This window comes from Bradyrhizobium sp. A5, assembly GCF_042076515.1.
Classification (GTDB): Bacteria; Pseudomonadota; Alphaproteobacteria; order Rhizobiales; family Xanthobacteraceae; genus Bradyrhizobium; species Bradyrhizobium cosmicum.
Genome location: NZ_CP148990.1, coordinates 3,665,104 through 3,685,520 on the forward strand (window position 1 = coordinate 3,665,104; position 20,417 = coordinate 3,685,520).

Genomic DNA, 20,417 nt, shown 5'->3' on the forward strand with positions numbered 1-20,417 from the left:
CCGGCAAGCTTGCAGCCGGTCGATCTGATTTCGGAGAGCTGACGAGCTCACCGCAAAATCTGACTCAGGAACAGCTTCGTCCGCGCATGCTGGGGAGCGGCGAAGAATTCGTTCGGCGTGTTGGCCTCGATGATCTGGCCGGCGTCCATGAACACGACGCGGTTGGCGACCTCGCGGGCAAAACCCATCTCGTGGGTCACGACCAGCATGGTCATGCCCTCCTCGGCGAGATCGACCATGGTGTCCAGCACTTCCTTGACCATTTCAGGATCGAGCGCCGAGGTCGGCTCGTCGAACAGCATCACCTTCGGGTTCATGGTCAGCGCGCGCGCGATCGCGACGCGCTGCTGCTGGCCGCCGGACATCTGCCCTGGAAACTTGTTGGCCTGGTGCGGGATCTTGACCCGCTCCAGGAATTTCATCGCGGTCGCTTCGGCGTCCTTCTTGGGGATGTTGCGCACCCAGATCGGCGCCAGCGTGCAATTATCCAGCACCGTCAGATGCGGGAACAGGTTGAAGCTCTGGAACACCATGCCGACTTCCCGGCGCACGGCGTCGACATGCTTGAGGTTCGGCCCGAGCTCGATGCCGTCGACGACGATCTGGCCCTCCTGGAATTCTTCCAGCGCGTTGATGCAGCGGATCAGGGTCGACTTTCCCGAACCCGAGGGGCCGCAGATCACGATGCGCTCGCCCTTGCGGACCTCAAGGTCGATGTCGCGCAGCACGTGAAACTCGCCGTACCATTTGTTCAGGTCGGAAATCTTGACGATGGGGTCGGACATGGTGAGCTCGATCAGTTGCGGCGGTGAGCGTTGAGGCGATGCTCGACGAAGAGCGAGTAGCGCGACATTCCAAAGCAGAAGATGAAGTAGATGATGCCGGCAAAGGCAAATCCGGTGAAGGCCGTGGACGGCGTCGACCATTTCGGATCCGAGAACGATGCCCGGAGCGAGCCAAGCAGGTCGAACAGCGCCACGATCGAGACCAGCGACGTATCCTTGAACAGCGAGATGAAGCTATTGACGAGGTTCGGAATGACGTGGCGCAAGGCCTGCGGCAGCACGATCAGCGAGGTCGTCTTCCACCACGACAGCCCGAGCGCCGCTGCCGCCTCGCCCTGCCCGCGCGGGATCGCGGCAACGCCGCCGCGCACGTTCTCGGCCTGATAGGCGCCGGTGAACAGCGCGATGCCGATCAGCGCGCGCACCAGACCGTCGACGGTGAAATTGCCCGGCAGGAATAGCGGCAGCATGTAGGTCGCGAAGAACAGCACGGTGATCAGCGGCACGCCCCGCCAGAACTCGATGAAGGCGACCGAGAAGATCCGGATCAGCGGAATGGTGGAACGGCGGCCGAGAGCCAATGCGATGCCGATCGGCAGCGAGGTGACGATGCCGGTAACGGAGACCACCAGTGTCACCAGCAGGCCGCCCCACAAATTCGTCGTCACGATCGGCAGTCCGCCCTGATCGAGCCCCATCAGCTTGATCACGACCGCGATGGCGACGAAGGCGGCGATGCTCGATGCGAGCGCGCGCCAGCCCGTGCGAACGCCGCCGCCGAGCGCGAAGGCGATCAGCGAGACGACGATGGTCGTGATGGCGACATCGGTCCAGACCGGCCGGCCGGTGCCCTGGATCTGGTCACGCAGCCAGACCAGCGGAAAGATCAGCCAGGAGATCGCGATGCCGACCAGCACGATGAGGTTGCCGACGACCCATAGCAGCGGCGCCATGGCCGAGGTCTTGCTGAGGCCGAGCAGCACCTGCCCGGCGCCGATGATGCTGTCGTCGAACAATTGCAGCAGGCCGGCCGTCCAGCTCAGGCCAAAGCCCTTGATGCCGCCGCCATGCAGCAGGAAGAAGGCGACCACCGGAAAGGCGAAGAAGAACAGGCCGGCGTTGAGCCCCTTCGACGGCAGCCGAGGAATCAGCAGCGGCACCAGCAGAACCACCGACAGCGCCAGCGTGAGGTTGACCCGCCAGCGTTCCGCCTCGGGATAGAAGCCGTAGATCAACTGCGGCAGCTTGGCTTGGATGTAAGGCCAGCAGGCGCCGACCGCGAACCCGGCATTCTCGGTCAGGCACGCGGTGCGATCCTTGCCGCTCCAGACCGCATCGACCATCAGGAACCTGACCGAGGGAATGATGGTGAACCAGAGCAGCAAGGCGCCGACGATCGTAAGCAGGATATTGGTCGGCGAGTTGAACAGGCGCGTGCGCACGAGACCAATGAAGCCCGTGGTCTTCACCGGCGCGGGACGCTCGGTGAGCAGGTCCTGACGGACGTAGGCGGACGAAGTGATATCGCTCATGCGCCGAGACTCCGGCCGAGGCGCCAACCGTAGACGCTCATGAGGGCGCTGGTGAGCAGCGAGATCAAGAGATAGACGCCCATCGTCATGGCGATGATCTCGATCGCCTGCCCGGTCTGGCTCAGCGAGGTGCCGGCGAATACCGAGACGAGATCGGGATAGCCGATCGCCACCGCCAGCGAGGAATTCTTGGTAAGGTTGAGATACTGGTTGGTCAGCGGCGGGACGATGACCCGCATCGCCTGCGGCACGACGATCAGCCGGAGCGTGGTGCCGCGACTGAGGCCAAGCGACGAGCCGGCCTCCATCTGTCCACTGTGCACGGACAGGATGCCGGCGCGCACGATCTCGGCGATGAAGGCGGCGGTATAGGTCGACAGCGCCAGCGTCAGCGCCACGAACTCGGGGATGATGCGCGAGCCGCCGGCGAAGTTGAAGCCTTTGAGCTGCGGCAGCTCGAATGTGACGGGCGGGCCGAATATCAAGATGCTCGCCAGTGGCAGCCCGAACAGCAAGCCCAGCACATAGGGCCAGATCCGGATCATCTGGCCGCGCTGAAACAGTGCGCGCCGCGCGTAGAAGCGCAGAACCAATGACGCCACGATGCCGAGGACCAGCATCGCCAGGAACGGCTCAAAGCCGCCCTCGCCGATCGGGCGCGGAACGACGAGACCGCGATTGCTGACGAAGGCGATGCCGAGCAGCGAAATGCTCTGCCGCGGATTTGGCAGGGCCGCGAGCACCGCCAGGTACCAGAACAGGATCTGGAACAGCACCGGCAGGTTGCGGATCACCTCGACATAGAGCTCGCCGATGCGCGACAGCAGCCAGTTGGGCGACAGCCGGCACAACGCGACGATGAAGCCGATCAATGTGGCGAAGACGATACCCACCACCGAGACCACGAGGGTGTTGAGAAGCCCGACCACGAACACGCGCAGGAATGTATCCGAGCCGGTGTAGGAGATCAGGGTCTGGTTGACGTCGAAGCCGGCATTGTTCCGGAGAAAACCGAAGCCGGCGGCGATGTGCTGGTTCTCGAGATTGGCGCGGGTATTGGAGACGATCTCATAGCCGATCCAGCCCAAAACCGCCGCGAAGGCAAACTGGACGGCGATGCCGTTCCAGCCAGTCTTGCCGCCCAGAATGCGCCTGATCTTCAGCGCAATCTGGGCCGGCGGTTTTCGAGCCTCGGTGTTCATCGCCGCTGTCAGCGGTTCAGGCGGGGTCAGCGGATCGGCGGCGCGTACTGAAGACCGCCCTTGTTCCAGAGGTTATTGAGACCGCGGCTGATGGCGAGCGGCGAGCCGGCGCCGACGTTGCGATCGAACACCTCGCCGTAATTGCCGACCGCCTTGGTGATCCGCACCACCCAGTCCTTGGTCAGGCCGAGCTGTTCGCCGAAATTACCGTCGCTGCCGAGCACGCGCTTCAGCTCCGGATTTTCCAGTTTCGCCTTCTCGTCGACGTTCTTCGAGGTCACGCCGAGCTCTTCGGTGGTGATCAGTGCGAACAGCGTCCATTTCACGATGTCGAACCACTGGTCGTCGCCGTGCCGGACCATCGGGCCGAGTGGCTCCTTCGAGATGATTTCCGGGAGCACCATGTGGTCACCGGGATTGGCAAGCTTCAGACGGTTGGCGTACAGGCCCGACTGGTCGGTGGTGAAGACGTCGCAGCGGCCGGCTTCATAGGCCTTGACGGTTTCGTCGTTGGTGCCGAACGCGATCACCTCGTACTTCATGTTGTTGGCCTTGAAGTAGTCGGCGAGATTCTGCTCGGTGGTGGTGCCGGTCTGCACGCAGACCGAGGCGCTGTTGAGTTCGAGCGCCGAATTCACCTTGAGCGACTTCTTCACCATGAAGCCCTGCCCGTCGTAATAGGTCACGCCGGTGAAGTTGGCGCCGAGCGAGGTGTCCCGCGAGATGGTCCAGGTGGTGTTGCGCGAGAGCACATCGACTTCGCCGGATTGCAGGGCCGTGAAGCGATCCTTGGCTGACAGAGGCACGAACTTGACCTTGGTCGGATCGTTGAAGATGGCGGCGGCGATGGCGCGGCAGACGTCGACGTCGAGGCCGGTCCAGTTGCCCTTGTCGTCGGGCGATGAGAAGCCCGGCAGGCCCTGGCTGACGCCGCAGGACAGCATGCCCCGGTCCTTGACAGTCTTGAGCGTTTGGGCATCGGCGGCTTGGGCTGTCAGGCCGGCGGCGAGAGCGAGAGTGAGAGCCAGGGTTACGCGTTTCATGGGCTGAAGGCCTTTCAAAGTCGTCTCAAGGTAGGAACGTTGTCACAGGATCGTCTCTGCCAGGGCTATCCATACCGGGGCTAGCCTTGCAAGAGTCGTGCTGGAAATCTTGCCGAACACTCGCCCATCCCGAGAGGCCATAACCTAATCCCCGCCGCTGGCGCCCGCACTGATGGCTGTGGCGCAAGGTCCGATCAGACGATGGATCGAAGGTCGCGGCTGCCCCTCAACATGCGGCGACTGAATAGCACCTGCGCATCACAGAACGACTGGCGAGCCGGGTCAAGGGGTTGACGGGACTCTTCTGTGTTCTGTTATTAACGGCAGCGGCCACCGGCCGGCCCGTAGGGCGCCTCGCGCGCCCCGCGGAAACGCGGTTTTGAAAGCAGACGCATGGATTCCTCGCACCCCTCCCAGCAGCAGGCCGAGACCCGGCTGGTCACCTCCGGCCGCGACACCAAGGCCCAGAAGGGGTTCGTCAATCCGCCCGTGTTCCACGGCTCGACCGTGCTCTATCCGACCGCCGAGGACCTGCACGCCCATCGCGGCGAGTTCACCTATGGCCGCCACGGCTCCCCCACCACCAAGGCGTTCCAGGAGACGCTGATGGCGCTGGAGGGGCCGCAATGTGCCGGCGTCGGCATCGTGCCGTCTGGGCTGTCGGCGATCTCCACCACCCTGCTCTCGGTGCTGAAGACCGGCGACCACGTGCTGGTCTGCGACAACGTCTATCGCCCCACGCGCAATTTCTGCAACGGCATCCTCGCGCGCCTCGGCATCGAGACCAGCTATTTCGATCCGCTGATCGGCGCCGGCATCGACAAGTTATTGAAGCCGAACACGCGCGCGGTCCTGGTCGAGGCGCCGGGCTCGCAGTCGTTCGAGATGCCGGACATCCGCGCCATCGCCGAGGTCGCGCATGCGCGCGGCGCGCTCGTCATCGACGACAACACTTGGGCGACGCCGCTCTTCCATCGCTCGCTCGAACAGGGCGTCGACATCAGCATGCAGGCCGCCACCAAATATATCGGCGGCCACTCCGACATCATGTTCGGCACCATCTCGGCGAACGCCAGGGCCTGGCCGCAGATCGCCGAAGGCATTCGCCTGCTCGGCGTCTGCGCCGGCCCCGACGACGTCTTCCTCGCGCTACGCGGCCTGCGCACGCTGTCGGTGCGCTTGGCGCAGCATCATCGTTCTGGTCTCGACATGGCGCGCTGGCTCGCGAGCCGTCCCGAGGTCGCGCGCGTGCTGCATCCGGCGCTGGAGACCGATCCCGGCCACGCGATCTGGAAGCGCGACTTCACCGGCGCCTCCGGCCTGTTCAGCATCGTGCTGAAGCCGGCGCCGCAGACAGCCGTCGACACCATGCTCAACACGCTCAAGCTGTTCGGCATGGGTTTCTCCTGGGGCGGCTTCGAGAGCCTCGCGATCCCCTTCGACTGCAACGACTATCGCACCGCGACCAAGTGGGCGCCGGGCGGCCCGACTCTGCGCCTGCACATCGGGCTCGAGAACACCGACGACCTCAAGGCCGATCTCGACCGCGGCTTCGCTGCCCTCAAAGCGGCAATGTGAGCCTGCTCACAAGGCATCACGCCCGCGGACGCGCCAACGCGCGCCGCGGGAACGAGCACCCCGCGCAAACGTTAACGCCGATGCGCCAACAAATGGTTTGAACCTCAAGCATTTGGCGCTAGCCTTACCAATCGACTCCAATCCGGACACGGAGCATGGGAACGTTGGTACTGCTCGATCTGATGGGCGGCGTGGCGCTGTTGCTGTGGGGCCTGCACATGGTCCACAGCGGGATTCTGCGCGCGTTCGGCCCCGACCTGCGCTGGCTGCTCGGCAAGGCGCTCAGCAACCGCTTCAGCGCCTTCGCCGCCGGCCTCGGTCTCACCGCGCTGCTCCAGAGCAGCACGGCGACGGCGCTGCTCACCAGCTCCTTCGCAGCCGGGGGCCTCGTCAGCGTCGCTGCCGCGCTCGCCATCATGTTGGGGGCCAATGTCGGCACGACGCTGATCGTGCAGGTGCTGTCGTTCAACATCGCGGCCGTAGCACCCGTGCTGTTCGTGCTCGGGCTCGTCGCCTTCCGCTCAGGACCGCGCTCGCGGATCAAGGACATCGGCCGCGTCTGCATCGGCCTCGGCCTGATGCTGCTGTCGCTGCATATCCTGCTCGACACACTGGCGCCGGCCGAGAACGCGCCCGGTGTCCGCGTCGTGATTTCGGCGATCACGGGCGATCCCGTTCTTTGCATCATGATCGCGGCGCTTATCACCTGGGCGGTGCATTCGAGCGTTGCCAGCGTGCTGCTGATCATGTCGCTGGCCTATTCGCAGTTCATCACGCCTTACGCGGCGCTGGCACTGGTGCTGGGCGCCAATCTCGGCAGCGCCATCAACCCCGTGTTCGAGGGCGCAAGGCGCGACGATCCCGCGAGCTATCGCGTGCCGCTCGGAAATCTGATCAACCGCGTGGTCGGCATCGTCCTCGTGCTGCCGTTCCTGAGTGCGATCGCCGAGCACATGCATGCCTGGCAGCCCGATCTTGCAAGGATGATTGCGGCGCTCCACATCGCCTTCAACGTCGGCACCGCCGTCATCTTCATCGGCCTGCTCGGCACCATGTCGCGCCTGCTGACCCGCCTCCTGCCCGATCGCGTGCAGGAGACCGATCCCGCCCGGCCGCGCTATCTCGACGAGAGCGCGCTGGAGACGCCGTCGCTGGCGCTCGCCGACGCCGCCCGCGAGGCGCTGCGCATGGGCGACCTCGTCGAGGTCATGCTGCGCAAGGTGATGACGGCGATGATGACGGGCGACCGCTCGCTGGTCGACCAGGTCTCCAAGATGGACAATGTCGTCGACAGTCTCGACGAGGCCATCAAGCTCTATCTGACCAAATTGACGCGCGGCAGCCTCGACGAAGGCGAAGGCCGGCGCGCCATGGAAATCATCTCCTTCGCCATCAACCTCGAGCATATCGGCGACATCATCGACAAGAATTTGAGCGAGCTTGCCACCAAGAAGATCAAGCGGCGATTCCAGTTCTCGGCCGAAGGCGCCGAGGAGCTCGCCGCCTTCCACAAGCGCACGATGGAATCGCTGCGGATCGCCTTCGGCGTCTTCATGTCGGGCGACGCCAACGAGGCGCGCAAGCTGCTGGTGGAGAAGACGGCGCTGAAGAACACCGAGCTCGCCGCCGTCGAGCGCCATCTCGACCGCCTGCGCGAGGGCCGCCCGGAGACCCTCGAGACCACATCGCTGCATCTGGACGTGCTGCGCGACCTGCGCCGCATCCACTCGCACATCTGCTCGGTCGCCTATCCCGTGCTGGACGCGGCGGGCGAGCCCTATCGCAGGCCCGAAACGGATACAGCCGCCCTGCCCGCAACAGGCGCGGCGTCAGCGCTGCCGCGCTAGAGAGCATGTTGTTTTTTACCGGAATCGGGATTCCCAGGGGAGCCGATTTCTGATTCAAAGTTCATGCTGGAGGACGGAGGCCAGCATGGATGACGCGACCCTATTCGGAAGACCTTCGTGAACGGGCTCTGGCGCGGGCTGACGCAGGGGAGACGGTTCGCTCGATTGCAGAGGCGCTTGAGATCAGCCCGTCCTGTGTAACGAAGTGGAAGAATCTGAGGCGGGAGACTGGAGGCGTTTCGCCTGGCAAGATTGGTGGTCACAAGAAGCCGGTTCTATCCGGTGCCCATGCCGACTGGCTACGCAAGCGCGTTCTCTCTGGGCCATTCACCTTACGGAAGCTGACACAGGAGTTGGCAGCACGCGGGATCAAGACAGATGTGCGGGCCGTGTGGACGTTTGTGCATGCCGAAGGGCTGAGCTTCAAAAAAAACGATCCTGCCGGCCGAACAAGATCGCCCCGATATCGCTCGTAAACGGACGCGCTGGAAGGCCCATCAAGGCAAGATTGACGCTTCACGCCTGATCTTTATCGATGAGACCTGGATCAAGACCAACATGGCACCACTGCGCGGCTGGGGTCCGAGTGGACAGCGGCTCCAGGCATCCGCGCCTTTCGGTCATTGGAAGACCATGACTTTCATTGCAGCGCTGCGGCACGACCAGATCAGCGCACCTTGGGTCATCGACGGCCCCATCAATGGGGAACTCTTCACCCTCTATGTCGAGAAGGTTCTGGTGCCAACGCTGGCAAAAGGCGAGGTCGTCATCCTCGATAATCTCGGCAGTCACAAAGGCAAGTCCGCCCGCAATGCCATCCGCGCCGCCGGAGCGCATCTGCTCTTCCTGCCGCCCTACAGTCCCGACCTCAATCCGATCGAACAGGTCTTCGCCAAGCTCAAACATCTGATGCGAGCTGCAGAGCCGCGTGACGTCGAGGCAACCTGGCGCAAGGTCGGTGAACTGCTCGACCTCTTCTCCGCGCAGGAATGCGCCAACTATCTCAAAAATTCAGGCTATGTTTCCGTATAAAAACAGCACGCTCTAAATCCCTTCGATCACCGCTCCAGCGTCTTCGAGGCGCGGCCACGGTTCTTGATGATCAGCATGATGTTGCGGATGTAGATGATGGTCGCGAGCGCCTGCCCGAGGATGATGACGGGCTCGCGCTTGACGACGCCGTAGACCAGCGTCATCAGCCCGCCTCCCATGGAGCAGAACCAGAACGCCATCGGCACCACGCTGTTGCCGGCACGCTCGCTCGCGATCCACTGCACCAGGAAGCGCGCGGTGAAGAACAGTTGCGCGACGAGGCCGAACGCGAGCCAGAAATCGAACTTGGCGACGAAGACGTCGTAGAGATAGTCATTCAGCGCCTGGCCGTAATGGATGATCATGCCTGCACCTCGGTCACCTCTGGCGTCGGCTTCTTGCGACGGATCAGCCACCAGACGCCGGCGAGATCCATAATCCCGATCCACAGCCGGTCGAAGAAGCCGTAATTGGACACGCCGGAACGGCGCGGCCGGTCGATCACATCGACATAGGCGATGTCGAAACCTTCGCGTCGGACCAGCGCCGGCAGGAAACGATGCAGCCCGTCGAAATAGGGCATCATCAGGAAGACGTCGCGCCGGAACGCCTTCAGCCCGCAACCGGTGTCCCGCGTGCCGTCCTGCAGAATCGCGTTGCGGACCTTGTTCGCCACGCGCGACTGGAATTTCTTGAAGCCGGTATCCTTGCGGCCGACCCGTTGGCCTGCGGCAAGTCCGATGTTGCTGCCCTTCTCGACGGCCGCGATCAGGTCCGGCAGGAAGGCCGGATTGTTCTGGCCGTCGCCGTCGAGCGTTGCCACGATCGCACCGCGCGCCGCGCGCACGCCGCTGCGCACCGCCGCCGACTGGCCCCCCGATCGGGCGTGACGAAGCTGACGCAGATTGTCCCGTTGCGTCATGATCGAAGCAAGCCGCTCGCCGGTCGCGTCGGTCGAGCCGTCGTTGACATAGATGATCTCATAGGCCCAGCGGCCATCGAGCGCCGTCGTGATCTCCTCGATCAGGGGCGCGATGTTGTCGGCTTCGTTGCGCACGGGAACGACGATGGAAACCGAAGGCTGGGACGACGACAAATCGAAAGCTCGTGGTTGGAATTGGCCTGCGCGCCTCGCGGAACCGGCAGCCCCCGCAGAAAGCCGCTTTTATGGGGCGGATGCCCCGCGGGCAACCCTTTTGAAGCGTCCAGGGACCGGCCCCGGAAGGGGCACGATGGTGCCGTCGGCGCGGATGGCAAAGGCCAGCCTGCGGGCGGCAAACCAGTAGCGCACCGCCATCGCGCCGACCATGCCGACCAGAGCACCGGCCACGACATCGCTCGGGTGATGCGCGAGCAGCACGAGACGCGTCAGCAGGATCACGATTGCGTAAGTGAACATGAACACGCGCAGGCGCGGCCACAGCGCCGAGACCGCAAACGCCAGCGCGAACGCCGTCACCGCATGCCCCGACGGCAGGCTGGCATAAGCGCCCGTCCCCTCGAACGGGACGAAGTTGAAAGGATTGGCCTTGCCGCCGACGAACGGACGGCCGCGTCCAATCAGATATTTCAGGATCTCGGCGACGAACACGGACAGGGCAACGGACAGGAACAGGAACTGGAGCCGCGTGCCGAGGCCCAGCAGCAGCGCGCGGTTGGTGCCGTGACGTCCGGCCGCAACCAGCGCCACGACCACCAGCGTAAGCCCCAGCACCGAGAGCACATACTCGTCCTTGCCGAAATCGGTGAGGATGCGGATCGGCCACAGGCTCGGCGTGCCGCGAGCCGGCATCAACTGGATCTCGGTCTGGTCGAACAGAACCATCAGCACGATGACGAGCGCGGCGCCTGCCGCGCTCAGCCACAGCGAATGCCGCGCCAGCTTGCGTGCGGCCTCGGCACGCCGCGAATGCGAGGGCGTGCGGACAAGCTGAGCCAGCGCACGGCCCGACACGGCGAGCAATTGCGCGGGATAGCCCGGGCGCGGTGCGATGTTGGTCGGGGCCGACATCCTACTCGGTGCCTTCCGAGCGGAAGATCGAGATCGAGATCGCGCGCCCTTGCGAGAAATTATAGCCGTCGATACGCGTGCCGACCTTGTAGCGCAGCCCGATCGCCTCGGCGCGCTGCGCGAAGCTGCGCTCCGACCGCTGCTCGATCAGCGCGAAACGGCAGCTGCCCTGCCGCAGGAAATCCGCCGCGCCCGAGCCGTCGGTGAGCAGCGTCTGGGTGCCGGTCAGGAACACGAGGCTGGGCTCGTGATAGCCGGCCGCAGCCGCCTTCGGCCCGACGCAGGTGACGTTGCGAAGCGCGCGCGCGATCTCGATGCTCGGGAACAGCGGCGTCAGTGAGGGCAGCACGATGCCGTAGACCGTGACCGCCAGCATCAGGGCTGCGACCAGCGCGTTGAGCACCGAGCGCTCGGCGCGGTTGTTGTCGTAGAGCCACCAGGCGAACAGGCCGAAGATCAGCGAGGCCGCGATGAACGGCCAGGCGACGAAAGCCGGCTGCCGCGTCAGCATGACCGCGCCGACCACCGCGATGATCGAGCCAGCGGCGGGAATCGCGAACCACCAGGCCGAGCCGCGCATCAGCCAGGAGCGCGACAGCACGCGTCGCTCCAGCGCACCGACGGTGAGGATCGCGATCGCCGGGTACAGCGGCAGCACGTAATGCGGCAACTTGGTCAGCACCGCCTCGAACACGATCCAGGACGGGACCAGCCAGGCCAGCAGGAACTGCGCGCCGGGCTCGCGCCGCGCCCGCCACACCGCAGGCGCCGCCATTGCCGCCAGCGGCGCGCCCGGCCAGAAGGTGATCCAGAACAGCGCCAGGTACAGGCCGGGCGGTGCGCCATGGGATTCCTGGGCCCCTAACTTGCTCAGCATGTCGCCGCCGACGGAGTCCGCAAAGAAGGCATCGCCCGCGCGCCAGAAGATCGCGACGAACCAGGGCAGCACCAGCACCAGCATCCACATCAGGCCCCAGAGCGGGCGCAACTTCCACAGCCAGGAGGCATCGCGGTCCTGGATCGCGAGCGCGACGATGGTCAGTCCTGCGAACATCAGGATCAGCGGGCCCTTGATCAGGATGCCGACGGCGAGCGCCGTCCAGAAGATCGCGGGCCAACTCCAGGGCGGGTGCGTCTCGTCCTCGGCGCGCTGCCACGACAGGTAAGCCCGCGCCATCGCGCCCATCGCGGCAACGACGCAGAACAGCAGCATCGCGTCGGTCTTGGCGAGCCGCGCCTCGACGCCGAGCAGCACGGAAGCACTCATCAGGAGCGCGGCAAGCACTGCGGCGCGCCGCGTGACGAAGCCGAGCGCGGCCCAATAGGTCATGAGCACGGCGCCGACCGCGCCGATCAGCGACGGAATCCGATAGACCCAGATCCGCAATTCGGCCTTCGGCAGCTTCAGCGCCGAGGCGATTTCAACCGCCGCCGATTGCAGCCAGTAGATGCCGACCGGCTTTTTGTAACGGACGTCCTCCTGGAAGCGGATGTCGACATAGTCGCCGCTCTCGACCATCTGCTTGGTGGCCTGGGCAAAGCGCGCCTCGTCGCGGTCGACCGGCGGAATGGTGAAGAAGCCCGGTAGGAACAGCAGCAGCGCGCAGAGCAACAGGAAGGCGACCGCACGGGCATGGCTGGCCGTAACGTAGTCGAGCACGAGCACGAGCCGGCTGCCCGGATTCACGGGTGCTTTCGGCTCGCGCGGTGCGCCAAAACGGGGGCTGGGATAGGTCTCGGCCATTGGTTCCGCTTACGCTGAAACCGTCATTCCGACAACCGCTTAAGGCCGGGTCATTGAATTCGAATGACGACTGTGTCCGCAGCGCCAGTGGCATCGATCACGGTGAGCCGTGCAAAGCCGGGACCGGGTGGATCGATCAGGCGCTGGCGCCTGCCATCGATCTCGCCGAGCGCAGCGCCATTAACCATGACCGTCATGGGCAGGACGCCGCCGGCGACCTTCACCGGCATCGCCGCACTCTCAGCGCCGCCGGAACGATCGACGTCGATCCGCGAACCGTTCAGCGGGAACTGGATGTGAAGCGCCTGCTCGCTGCCGGTCCGTACCAGTTCCCCGACCGGACGAAAACGCTTCAGCGGCAACGGTAACTTCGCGTTGCTGGCGACCAGGGTTCCCTTGGGCGACTTCGGCAGCGGGACCAGCGTCTTGCCGGTCCGGGCGAAGGCATCGAACAGAATGGGCGCGGCCGCCACGCGCCCGATCAGGCCGGGAACCGGCGCGCCGTCGGGCCGGCCGACCCAGACGCCGATGGTCATGCGGCCGTCGAACCCGACCGACCAGGCGTCGCGATAGCCGTAGGAGGTGCCGGTCTTGAACGCGATGCGGTTGTGCGCGGCGTTTTCCGGCGGCGGCGTGCCCAAGAGCACATTGCCGACCTGCCAGGCCGCGACCGGATCGAGCAGCCGCCGCGGTTCACGGTCGTCCTTGGCGGCCATGACCTCGCGCAGCGGCTTGGTGGTGCCGAGCCGGGCGAAGCCGGCATAGAGTTGGGCGAGGTCTTGCAGCGTCACGCCGACGCCACCGAGGCCCATGGCAAGACCGGGCGCCTCGTCCTTGGGAAGCACCAGATTGCCGCCGGCCTGCCGCAGCCGCGACGACAGCCGGCTCGCGCCCACGCGGTCGAGCAGCACGATTGCCGGCACGTTCAGCGACAGTTGCAGCGCCTTCTTCACCGGCACCGTGCCCTGGAACGTCATGTCGAAGTTCTCCGGCGCGTAGGAGCCGAAACGGACCGGCCGGTCGTCGATCAGACTGTCGGGATGCACGAAGCCGTCCTCGAAGGCGAGCCCATAGATGAACGGCTTCAGCGTCGAGCCCGGCGAACGGATGGCGCGGGTCATGTCGACCTGCCCTGCCCGGCTCTCGTCGAAATAATCCGCAGAGCCGACCCGCGCGAGCACATCGCCGCTGTCATTGTCGACCACGATGATGCCGACCGAGATGTTCGGTCCCAGCGCAATGGCGCGGTCCCGCGCAAGCGGCTCCAGCACCTTCTGCAAGGTCGCATCGAGCGTCAGCTTGATGACCGGCGTATCCTTGACCGTCGAGAGCGCCGCGTCGGAGGCGTGCGGGGCAAGGATCGGCATCGGCTTGCGCAGCTTTGGCACGGCGACGGCCTTGGCCTGCGTCGCGTCGTCGGCGCTGACCACATGCTCCTCGACCATGCGGTCGAGCACGCGATCGCGCGCCTTGCGCGCGGCCTCGGGATAGCGGTCGAGCCTGCGCGTCTCCGGCGATTGCGGCAGCGCCACCAGCAGCGCGGCCTCGGCCAGCGAGAGCCGCTTCGGCTCCTTGCCGAGATAGGCGATGGACGCCGCGCGGATGCCTTCGAGATTGCCGCCGTAAGGTGCCAGCGCCAGATAGAGATCGAGGATCTCGGCCTTGCTCAGGCTGCGCTCGATCTCGATTCCCCGCACGATCTGCCGCAGCTTTGCATAGAGCGAGCGCTGCCGCCGCGGCTCCATCAGGCGCGCGAGCTGCATGCTGATGGTCGAGCCGCCCGAGACGATGTGGCCGCGCGTCCCAAGCTGCAACGCGGCGCGCCCCAGCGCGAGCGGGTCGAGACCGTTATGCGCGTAGAAGCGCCAGTCTTCATAGGCGAGCAACAGTTTCAGATAGGTCGGATCGACATTGGCCTTGGCGTCGACCGGTAGCCGCCAGCGACCATCGGCCATCGCATAGGCGCGCAGCAGCTTGCCGTTGCGGTCGACGATGGTGGTGGAGACCTGACGCGCTTCGTCGAGCGGGAGAGAACCGAGGGAGTAGACCCAGCCGACGAAGCCGGCGATGGCGAGGATAAGCGTGAGCGCGCACGCAGAGAGGATACGCATGGTCGCGCGCCCTGCTCCGCTGCTGTCATTCCGGGATGGTCCGAAGGACCAGGCCCGGAATCTCGAGATTCCGGGTTCGGTGCTTCGCACCGCCCCGGAATGACGAGATCCGTTGTCAGCTTCGCCCATGTCGCTCACTTCGCCGTCCGCACCTCGACGGTGCCCGTGCCTGTCCGGCCGTAGCGCGAGGGGTTGTACATGTCCTCGACATAGGCCTGCGGCAGCACGTATTTGCCGGGCGAGACCGCGCGCACGACATAGGCGACGGTGAAGGCCGATTTGGAATCCGAGGCCCGGTCAACGGCCGCGTTGAAGCGGTCGTCGCGGAACTCGGTATTCTCGGGCTCCTCGCCGTCCTCGATCCAGTCCAGCGTGCCGCTGTCGCCCGACGAGACCAGCTTCGGATTGTCGATCTCCAGACCCGCGGGCAGATAGTCGGACACCATGATGTGGCCGTACTCGGGCTTGGCCTCGGTGATCTTCAGCACCACCGCGAAGCGCTGGTTCTGCTTGACCTTGCTGATGTCGGCGGGCTTGCCGTCGAGCGTGAAATAGCTGCGCTCGATCTTGAAGCCGTTGGACGCTGCCGGCTCCGGCGTCACCGGCGAGCCCGACACCGAGATCACCGCCTGCACCGGCGCTTCGCCGGTGTTGGTGATCTTCAGCGGCTTGCCTTCCAGCGTCGCGGCCTTGTAGCTGCGATAGAGCGCGGTCTTGACGCTCTGACCGTCAACCTCGATCGAGAGGTTCTCCTTGGCCAGCGCCCGCGCCGCCAGCACCAGCCACGCGTTCTCCTGCGTGGAGGTGTAGGGCGTGAGCCCGCGCGCGGTCTCGACCCGCGCCACCGCTTGCGTCAGTGTCGCCTTCGGCGCGTTGCCCTCGCTTGCGAGCGAGACCAGCGCGGCGGCATCGCGCAGCTGCGAACCGTAATCGGTGCGGCCGAATTCCAGCACAGGCTTCGGCGCGAGGCTGTCGAGGGCCGCACCATAGACCCGCTCCGCTCGATTGCGGTCGCCGACCAGCGCCAGCGCGGCAGCGAGCTGCGACTTCGCGATCGGCGTTGCGAGGTTGGCGAGCTTGGTGTCGGCGAGATAGCGGAGATCGCCGATCGGTGCAGCGCCATTGCGCGCAAGCACGTAGAGGCCATAGGCGAGATCGCGCCCGCCGTCCTTCTCCGGCTCGTTGCCGTTCACCACGGAATTGCGGATACGGTCGAGCGCGTTCTTGAACAGCACGTCCGGCACCACAAAACCCTTTTCACGGGCGCGGGTCAGGAAGTCCGTCACGTAGGCATCGAGCCAGGCATCGTCGCCGCCCGCCGACCACAGGCCAAACGAGCCATTGGAGCCCTGACGGGCCAAAAGCCGTTCGATCGCGTCGCGGATGCGTTGGTCTACCTCGGTGTCCATGGCCAGATGCGCGCCGGCAGCTAAGTCGTTGACATAGAGCAGCGGCATGGCGCGGCTCGTGATCTGCTCCGAGCAGCCATAGGGATAGCGGTCGAGCGCCTTCAGGATCGTCGCCGCGTCGAGCGCGGTCGACAGGCTGGCCGAGACCGAGACGCTGCCGGTGCCCGGCACGAGGTCGGCGAACATGTCCGAGGTCAGCGTCAAGCTCTCGCCCTTCGCCAGTGTGCGGATCGAGCGCCGCGCCAGCACCTGCGTCGCCGCCTTGACGTCGAGTGCATAGTGGCGCGCCAGCGCCAGGCCGTTCGGTCCCTTGATGTCGACGTCGAGCGTCGCCTGCCCCGCCGCGGTCGCGTCGATCGCCAGTACAAACGAGTTGCGCTGCTTGGCGGCGAGCTTGACCGTGGTGGCGGGATTGCCCGTCATTTTCACCGGACCGCCCGTCTTCACGTTGATGACGTAGTCGCCGGCCTGGCCCTCGACATTGTCGATCTCGAGGTTGACCGTGCCGTGGTCGCCATTGAGCAGGAAGCGCGGCAGAGTCGTGGTCAGCACGACGGGGTCGCGGATCACGACGTCCGTGTTGGCGCGGCCGAGCTTGGTCGCGGTCCACGCCACCGCCATCACGCGCGCGGTGCCGGCGAACTCCGGAATGTCGAAGCTCACCTCGGCAGTACCGTCGGCGGCAACCGTGACGATGCCCGAATAGAGCGCCAGCGGCTTCTGCGCGGGTGGCGAGCCCTGCAGCTCGGCCGCGCCGGCGTCACCGCCGGACTTGATCTGGCCGCGCGTGCCCGACATGCCGTCGATCAGTTGCCCGTAGAGATCGCGGATCTCCGCGCTCAGGCGGCGCTGGCCGAGATAGTAATCGTCGGGTGCCGGCGGCTTGTAATTGGTGAGGTTGAGGATGCCGACATCGACCGCTGCGATCACCACCTTGGCGTCTTCGCCCGGATTGAGCCCGTCAAGCTTGACCGGAATCTTCAACATCGCGTTCGGCCGGATCAGCGCCGGCGGCGTCAGCTTCACTTGCAGCGTACGGGTCTGCTTGTCGATGCCGAACCATTTCAGGCCGATGGCGCGCCCGGGCATGCGCTGGGCGGCGGCGTCGAGCGGACGGCGCAGCGTCGCCACCACATAGGCGCCGGTGCCCCAGTCCTTGCCGACCGGAAGCTTCACCTGCGCGGTGCCTTCCTTGACGTCGATGGTCTGCGTCGTCAACAGGCGGTCGCCGAGCACGTTGACGGTGAGCTTGCCGGCGCTGCGGACGTTGACCGACACGGTCATCGTATCCCCGGAGGCATATTGCGGCTTGTCGATCGAGGTCTCCAGCAGGTCCGGCGTGTCGGCGCTGCCGTCGGAATACCAACCGACGTCGAACTGCACTGAAGTGACCGGGCCGTCCGCGTCGTTCGACTTCACGTCGAGCCGGTAGCGGCCGGGCTGCGGGCTGAGCGATATCCGCGACGGCTTGTCGGCGGCGATGGTGACGTCACCATCCGAAACGCGCGAGGTCGACTTGACCGGCTCGTACTCCCAGTAATTGTTCTGGCGGTACCACTGGTAGCGTGACTCCATCTTCAGGAGCTCGTAGCGCAGACCGTCGCGGCGTAGTCGCTCCCCCTCGGGCGAGACGAACACGACGTCAAACTCGGCCTTGTCACCCTCTGAGACGTTCTTGTCGGCGAAGAGCGGCTTGATGCCGATCATGGCGGTCGCGGGGGCGACCGGCAGCACGAGCTTGCGCTCGACCGCGCGCCCGCCGGTCTCGACCATGCGGACGAAGATCTGCGCCTCCTGCGGACGCGTCGAGGCCGGCTGCTTGTCCAGCGTCACCGGGAAGGTCGCAACACCGTTGGCGTCCGCCTCGGGCAAATTCTCCAGCGGCGTGCGCTCGTTCGAGGTGGTCTCCTCGTCGGCGACACCGAACTGGTAGCCGGCAAAGCCCGGACGTTCCGACGCGGGCGCGATCAGCATGTCGCCTTCGAGCTGGAGCCCCGAGGCCGGCGCGCCATAGAGGAAATGGCCGTCCGCCTTAAGCTCCACTGGAGCGTTAGCTTTGATCAGCTTGTCCTTGGCGGACAATTCGAATTCGATGCGATCGGGGACGTAGTCCTCGACCATGAAGGTGGTCTCGCCGACCGACGATCCCTTCGGATCGGTGAAGGCGCGCACGCGCCATGTGCCGGTCGGGACGGCCGAGTTGAGCGGCACGGCGAGCGAGCGGCCACCGGCGCCCTGGTCGGGCAGCACGGCGCGGCGGTATTCGACGCCGTCGGGGCGTTCGATCACCAGGGTCATCGGCCCGCCGGTGACGGCATTGCCCTGCCCGTCGCGCAGCAGCGCAGTGAGATAGACGGTCTCGCTGGAGCGGTAGACGCCACGCTCGGCATAGACGAAGGCGTCGGCACCAACAGGCACCGCGCGGCCCGAGACGCCGCGGTCGGACAGGTCGAAAGCGGAGGTCTTCAGGCTCAGGAAGGCATAGTCGGCCTTCTCACCCGTGACGGTCAGCATCGCCGGCGACAGGCCGCCCTCGCCGCGCGCGAGGCCCGCCTCGAACAGCACGTGGCCGCTGTCATCGGTCTTTCGCGTCGCCAAAATCTCGTTGTTGCGGGCAACCAGCCGAACCTCGGCCTTGCCGACCGGATCGGTCGAGGCCAGCGAGTTCACGAAGACATGGATACCGTCATTGCCGGAATAGGCTGAGACGCCGAGATCGGAGACGATGAACCATTGCGTGGCGAGCTGATAGTCGTCGTCCGAGCCCGGGCCCTTGGCCGCGGCCGTCATCACGTAGACGCCGGGCTGCAGCTCGCCGAGCGCCTGGTCGACCGGAAATGCGGTGGTGACGTCCTGGTTGAGCGTCATCGCGGTCGCCAGCTCGCCGCTCCAGACCTTGACGCCGCGCTCGCCGCCGAGATCGCTGAGCTGGTATTTTGACAGCGTCTTCTGGAAATCGCTGTCGACCACCGTGTTGATCAAATTGCGGTCGCCGATCCGGAAGACGTTGACGCTGACCGCGGGCGTGTTGACGCTGACCACGGGGATGCCGCGCTGGCCGGTCTTCGGCAGCACATAGGCGCGGCTGGTGAAGCGCACGAAGGGCTTGCGGTCGCGCACATAGACGTTGAACTCGGCCGATTTCGGCAGGCCCTCCTTCACTGTGGACGGCAGGCCGGCGCGTAAGTTGATGTTGTAGCGCTCGCCATGTTTCAGCCCGTCGACGCAGAGCTGCTTGCCATCGGCCGACAGCGCCGGCTTGTCCTGGCCCGCCAGCGCGAGGTACGGCGCGAAATCCGTGCGCTTGGCAAGCTCCTCGGAGAACTGGAAGCAGGCGCGCGGGCTCGCCGAATCCGAGTCCACGGTGTAGTCGAGCAGCCGGAAACCGTGCTCGTCGCGCATCTTTTCGTAACTCCCGCGGACGTCGGCGACCTCGCGCATGTCGAGCGATAGCCGCAGCGCATCCAGCGCCGGCCGCCACAGCTTGCGTTCGGCCAGCGACTTGCCGAGCACGGCGAGCGCGTCGGCCTCTTCGCCCGGATTGCCGGCGCGCTGGTAGGCGATGTAGGCGGCGGTCGAGGCGCGCTCCAGCAGGAACGTCTGCTCGCTCGAGCTCTTCGGCGAGATCTGGAAGATGACCTTGGCGAGCCGCAGCCAGTTTCCGGCGTCGTCGGGTGTGGTCGCGGCGATCTGGCCAAGCACCGACAGCCCGGTGCGGAAATCATTGCGCCGGAAGGCGGTGTCCGCGTCGGTGCGCAGCGTCGCGCCGGTCTTGGCGACCGGCCCCGCCTCGCTCTTGATCTGCGCCTCCAGCTTGATCGCGGAATCGGCGAGGTCGTCGCGCTTGAACGCCTTGTCCGCGGCGTGCGCGGCCACGAGGCCGAACGCCAGCGCGGCGCAGAATGTGACGGCGCGAACAAGACCGATCATGATGGACTCCCGGGATCGCGGACGAACGCCGCGTGAGCATGAAGTGCGCGGAAAGGTGACGGACTCAAGGCGATGGAACCAGATGTGCAAATCGTCGCATTCGCCATGGCAAAGCAAGCCCTGAGGTGACCGATCGAGATACCGCCGCGCACGCCGTCCTGAGCGCGCAGCCGTACCTGACCCGTCAACCGGC

General features: G+C 65.6%; 13 protein-coding genes. 3 read left to right on the top strand and 10 right to left on the bottom strand.

The window, feature by feature from the left end; translation table 11 throughout:
• Positions 1–47: 47 nt before the first annotated feature.
• Genes WHZ77_RS17545 through WHZ77_RS17560 form a run of 4 tightly spaced genes read right to left on the bottom strand, consistent with a single transcriptional unit; the run spans position 48 to position 4,562 of the window.
• Positions 48–785, bottom strand: coding sequence for an amino acid ABC transporter ATP-binding protein (locus WHZ77_RS17545; RefSeq protein ID WP_375309084.1), 738 nt, complete (start codon positions 783–785; stop codon positions 48–50).
• 11 nt (positions 786–796) lie between these two features.
• On the bottom strand, positions 797–2,317 hold the full coding sequence (locus tag WHZ77_RS17550; RefSeq protein ID WP_375309085.1) for an amino acid ABC transporter permease: 1,521 nt from the start codon (positions 2,315–2,317) through the stop codon (positions 797–799).
• Positions 2,314–3,519 carry an amino acid ABC transporter permease gene (locus WHZ77_RS17555; RefSeq protein WP_375309086.1) on the bottom strand — a complete coding sequence of 402 codons (1,206 nt, stop codon included), beginning with the start codon at positions 3,517–3,519 and terminating at the stop codon, positions 2,314–2,316. The genes WHZ77_RS17550 and WHZ77_RS17555 overlap by 4 nt, the downstream gene beginning before the upstream one ends.
• A 26-nt stretch (positions 3,520–3,545) precedes the next feature.
• Positions 3,546–4,562, bottom strand: coding sequence for an amino acid ABC transporter substrate-binding protein (locus tag WHZ77_RS17560; RefSeq protein WP_375309087.1), 1,017 nt, complete (start codon positions 4,560–4,562; stop codon positions 3,546–3,548).
• A gap of 393 nt (positions 4,563–4,955) precedes the next feature.
• Here WHZ77_RS17560 and metC point away from each other — a divergent pair, with 393 nt between their 5' ends.
• The 3 genes from metC (at position 4,956) to WHZ77_RS17575 (ending at position 9,019) form a co-directional block, all read left to right on the top strand.
• The gene (gene metC / locus WHZ77_RS17565; RefSeq protein ID WP_375309088.1) at positions 4,956–6,140 is read left to right on the top strand and encodes a cystathionine beta-lyase; all 1,185 of its coding nucleotides are present in this window, start codon (positions 4,956–4,958) and stop codon (positions 6,138–6,140) included.
• 155 nt (positions 6,141–6,295) lie between these two features.
• The gene (locus WHZ77_RS17570; RefSeq protein WP_375309089.1) at positions 6,296–7,987 is read left to right on the top strand and encodes a Na/Pi cotransporter family protein; all 1,692 of its coding nucleotides are present in this window, start codon (positions 6,296–6,298) and stop codon (positions 7,985–7,987) included.
• 89 nt (positions 7,988–8,076) lie between these two features.
• Positions 8,077–9,019 (top strand): IS630 family transposase gene (locus tag WHZ77_RS17575; protein WP_375309090.1). Its coding sequence is split into 2 segments (ribosomal slippage): positions 8,077–8,412 and positions 8,414–9,019, totalling 942 coding nucleotides; the frame shifts between segments, so codons are not numbered across the junction.
• 26 nt (positions 9,020–9,045) lie between these two features.
• Here WHZ77_RS17575 and WHZ77_RS17580 read toward each other — a convergent pair.
• The 6 genes from WHZ77_RS17580 to WHZ77_RS17605 form a co-directional block, all read right to left on the bottom strand.
• On the bottom strand, positions 9,046–9,384 hold the full coding sequence (locus tag WHZ77_RS17580) for a lipid-A-disaccharide synthase N-terminal domain-containing protein (protein ID WP_375309091.1): 339 nt from the start codon (positions 9,382–9,384) through the stop codon (positions 9,046–9,048).
• A complete protein-coding gene (locus WHZ77_RS17585; protein ID WP_375309092.1) occupies positions 9,381–10,115 on the bottom strand; it encodes a glycosyltransferase family 2 protein in 735 nt (244 codons plus the stop codon). The genes WHZ77_RS17580 and WHZ77_RS17585 overlap by 4 nt, the downstream gene beginning before the upstream one ends.
• A gap of 69 nt (positions 10,116–10,184) precedes the next feature.
• Entirely contained in the window at positions 10,185–11,030 is an 846-nt protein-coding gene (locus WHZ77_RS17590) for a phosphatase PAP2 family protein (protein ID WP_375309093.1), read from the bottom strand.
• Position 11,031: 1 nt separating this feature from the next.
• The gene (locus WHZ77_RS17595; protein ID WP_375309094.1) at positions 11,032–12,774 is read right to left on the bottom strand and encodes an ArnT family glycosyltransferase; all 1,743 of its coding nucleotides are present in this window, start codon (positions 12,772–12,774) and stop codon (positions 11,032–11,034) included.
• Positions 12,775–12,824: 50 nt separating this feature from the next.
• Positions 12,825–14,885: a penicillin-binding protein 1C gene (gene pbpC, locus WHZ77_RS17600; protein ID WP_375309095.1), complete on the bottom strand. Its 2,061-nt coding sequence runs from the start codon at positions 14,883–14,885 to the stop codon at positions 12,825–12,827.
• Positions 14,886–15,019: 134 nt separating this feature from the next.
• On the bottom strand, positions 15,020–20,224 hold the full coding sequence (locus tag WHZ77_RS17605) for an alpha-2-macroglobulin (RefSeq protein WP_375309096.1): 5,205 nt from the start codon (positions 20,222–20,224) through the stop codon (positions 15,020–15,022).
• Positions 20,225–20,417: the final 193 nt, after the last annotated feature.

Excerpts from the sequence above, each read along its gene's own strand:
- WHZ77_RS17570 (WP_375309089.1), top strand. The coding sequence starts at position 6,296 with ATGGGAACGTTGGTACTGCTCGATCTGATGGGCGGCGTGGCGCTGTTG.
- WHZ77_RS17560 (WP_375309087.1), bottom strand. The coding sequence starts at position 4,562 with ATGAAACGCGTAACCCTGGCTCTCACTCTCGCTCTCGCCGCCGGCCTG.
- metC (WP_375309088.1), top strand. The coding sequence starts at position 4,956 with ATGGATTCCTCGCACCCCTCCCAGCAGCAGGCCGAGACCCGGCTGGTC.
- WHZ77_RS17550 (WP_375309085.1), bottom strand. The coding sequence starts at position 2,317 with ATGAGCGATATCACTTCGTCCGCCTACGTCCGTCAGGACCTGCTCACC.
- WHZ77_RS17580 (WP_375309091.1), bottom strand. The coding sequence starts at position 9,384 with ATGATCATCCATTACGGCCAGGCGCTGAATGACTATCTCTACGACGTC.
- WHZ77_RS17595 (WP_375309094.1), bottom strand. The coding sequence starts at position 12,774 with ATGGCCGAGACCTATCCCAGCCCCCGTTTTGGCGCACCGCGCGAGCCG.
- WHZ77_RS17590 (WP_375309093.1), bottom strand. The coding sequence starts at position 11,030 with ATGTCGGCCCCGACCAACATCGCACCGCGCCCGGGCTATCCCGCGCAA.
- WHZ77_RS17605 (WP_375309096.1), bottom strand. The coding sequence starts at position 20,224 with ATGATCGGTCTTGTTCGCGCCGTCACATTCTGCGCCGCGCTGGCGTTC.
- pbpC (WP_375309095.1), bottom strand. The coding sequence starts at position 14,885 with ATGCGTATCCTCTCTGCGTGCGCGCTCACGCTTATCCTCGCCATCGCC.
- WHZ77_RS17555 (WP_375309086.1), bottom strand. The coding sequence starts at position 3,519 with ATGAACACCGAGGCTCGAAAACCGCCGGCCCAGATTGCGCTGAAGATC.
- WHZ77_RS17545 (WP_375309084.1), bottom strand. The coding sequence starts at position 785 with ATGTCCGACCCCATCGTCAAGATTTCCGACCTGAACAAATGGTACGGC.